3 protein-coding genes are annotated in these 2812 nt (G+C 71.0%); 2 read left to right on the top strand and 1 reads right to left on the bottom strand.

What is annotated here, in order from left to right; genetic code table 11:
* The coding region (locus ACFPZL_RS11980; RefSeq protein WP_382335579.1) for an EamA family transporter at window positions 1-443 on the bottom strand (443 nt) is incomplete at its 3' end.
* 167 nt (window positions 444-610) lie between these two features.
* On the opposite strand from ACFPZL_RS11980, the gene ACFPZL_RS11985 reads away from it, so the two are divergent.
* Complete coding sequence (locus ACFPZL_RS11985) at window positions 611-2113, top strand: DHA2 family efflux MFS transporter permease subunit (RefSeq protein WP_218114700.1); 1503 nt, start codon at window positions 611-613, stop codon at window positions 2111-2113.
* Between the two features lie 26 nt (window positions 2114-2139).
* The coding region (locus ACFPZL_RS11990; RefSeq protein ID WP_382335581.1) for an FhaA domain-containing protein at window positions 2140-2812 on the top strand (673 nt) is incomplete at its 3' end.

A 2812-nucleotide genomic window follows, 5' to 3' on the forward strand; every position in this document is an offset into this window, starting at 1 on the left:
CCCGCCACCACGCCCGAGACCGCGGCGAGCCCCGCGACCGCGATCGCGGCGCCCAGCAGGGTGAGCCAGGAGGGCGCGATCCGGGTGCGCGCCCAGTACCAGAGCATCAGCAGCACGGGCCCCATGAACTCGATCAGCAGGGCGAGGCTCGGCGGGATGAACTGCACCGCGAGGAAGAAGGCGAGCTGGCAGCCGATCACGCCCAGCAGCCCGAAGAGCAGCACGGGCCTCCACGCGGCGCGCACGAGCGCCCAACGGCCGCGGAGCATGAGCAGGGTCGGCACCAGCAGCACGAGCGCCGAGAAGCCGATGCGCGCGGTCGTCGCCGCCCCGGCCGACCACCCGGCCGACATCAGGGCGCTCGCGAAGATCCCCGACGTCGCGAAGCTCGCCGCCGACGCGACCGCCAGCAGGAACCCCGCAACAGACGCCGATCGAACCACCCCGGTCACCCTTCGCCTCCCTCTCCGCGCGCCGACCCCGTACGGGCGCTTCGCCATCGTCTCTCCGCGCGCGCCGCACGGTACTCGGGCATACCCGTCGAGCCTACGGGGTCCGACGCACCGGGAGGATATAAGCTGAGGCGCTCCCGAGAAAGCGAAACGCAACGATGACGAGAACTGCTCGACCCTCCATCCGCCCCTGGCCGGCGCTCTGGGCGATGGTGATCGGCTTCTTCATGATCCTCGTCGACACGACGATCGTCTCCGTCGCGAACCCGGCGATCAAGGCCGCGCTCGACCCGTCGACGCCGAACCTCGACAACGTCATCTGGGTCACGAGCGCCTATCTGCTCGGCTACGCCGTCCCGCTGCTGATCACCGGGCGCATGGGCGATCGCTTCGGCCCCCGCAGCATCTACCTGATCGGCCTCGCGGTCTTCACCCTCTCCTCGCTCGGCTGCGGGCTGTCGACCAGCCTCGACGCCCTGATCGCCATGCGCGCCGTGCAGGGCCTCGGCGCTGCGATGATGACGCCGCAGACCATGGCGGTGATCACCCGCACCTTCCCGCCGGATCAGCGCGGGGCCGCGATGGGGCTGTGGGGAGCCACCTCCGGCGTGGCGATGCTCGTCGGCCCGCTCGCAGGCGGCCTGCTGGTCGACGGTCTCGGCTGGGAGTGGATCTTCTTCGTGAACATCCCGGTCGGCGTGATCGGCTTCGTACTGGCGTGGATCCTCGTCCCCCGCCTCGAGACCCACCCGCACCGCTTCGACCCCCTCGGCGTGCTGCTGAGCGCCCTCGGCATGTTCCTCATCGTCTTCGGCCTCCAGGAGGGGGAGAAGTACGACTGGGGCCCGATCCTGGGGCCCATCTCGGTCTGGAGCCTGATCGTGGTCGGCGTGCTCGTGCTGGCGGTCTTCGTCTGGCAGCAGGCGAACACGAAGAGCGAACCCCTGCTGCCGCTCGGGCTCTTCCGCGACCGCAACTTCTCGGTCTCGAACATCGCCATCGCCATCGTCGGCCTCGTCGTGACCAGCCAGGGCCTCCCGATGATGTTCTATCTGCAGCTGGGCCGGGGGCTCACGCCCACCGAATCGGCGCTGCTGATGGTTCCGCTGGCCGTCTCCGCAGGCGTGCTGTCGCCCTTCGCCGGTCGCCTGCTCGATCGCATCGATCCCCGCCTCATGCTGGTCCCGGGCCTGCTGCTCGTCGTCGTCTCGCTCGGCTGGTTCGCGCTGCTCATGAACACGGACACCCCGACCTGGCTCTTCGCATTCCCCTTCTTCGTGATGGGCGTCGGCAACGCCGGCATGTGGGGGCCGCTGGCCACGACCGCGACCCGCAACCTGCCGATGCACCACGCGGGCGCGGGGTCGGGCGTCTACAACACGACCCGCACGGTCGGATCGGCCGTCGGATCAGCCGCGATGGCGGCGTTCATGCAGGCCCGACTCGAGGCGAACTTCGCGGGATCCGGCGGCGGAGCGGCGGACGCCGCCGAGCTGGGGGTCGAGGGCGGGCTCCCGCCCCAGGCCGCCGAGACGTTCTCGGCGGCGATGGCCCAGTCGATGCTGCTGCCCGCCGCTGCGATGCTCGCGTGCGTCGTCGTCGTGCTCTTCCTCCGCCGCCCCGGCGCACCGGCGGCACGGACTCCAAGCCGATCCGGGTAGCATGTCCCGGAAGGGAGGGCGGAGCCATGGGCATACTCGACAGCGTTGAGCGCGGGCTCGAGCGCGCCGTCAACGGCGCCTTCGCGCGCACCTTCCGCTCCGGCGTGCAGCCGGTCGAGATCGCCTCGGGTCTCAAGCGCGAGCTCGACATCGGCTCCGTGATCGTCGATCGCGACCGCGTGCTCGCCCCGAATCGCTTCGTGATCCGCGTCTCCGCGACCGACGGCAAGCGCCTGCTCGGCATGGGCCCGAGCCTCGAGCGCGAGCTCATCGGCGTCGTGAACAAGCACGTCGGCCGGCAGGGGTACCAGCTGCTCGGCGAGGCCGACGTGGAGCTCCGCATCGATGAGGCGCTCCACACCGGGGTGCTCGAGATCGACGCCTCCCAGGTCGAGGGCGGCGTCGCGTGGAGCGCCGTGATCGAGGTCGACGGGGCGCAGCATCCGTTGCGCCGCGGCACGACGACGGTGGGGCGGGGCAGCGATGCCGACATCCGGCTCACCGACACGGCCGCCTCGCGGCAGCACCTGCAGCTGATCTGGGACGGTACCGCCGGCATCGCGCGGGATCTCGGCTCGACCAACGGCTCCAAGATCGACGGCCAGCGCTTCCGGGAGGCCGCGCTCGCCCCCGGCACCGTCATCACGATCGGCCAGACCGCGCTGCGCTTCCAACTCGTCCCGACCCGCTCCGCCCGCT

Origin of the sequence: Leucobacter soli, from assembly GCF_042659205.1 — a bacterium.
In the GTDB taxonomy this organism is placed as follows: Bacteria; Actinomycetota; Actinomycetes; order Actinomycetales; family Microbacteriaceae; genus Leucobacter; species Leucobacter soli.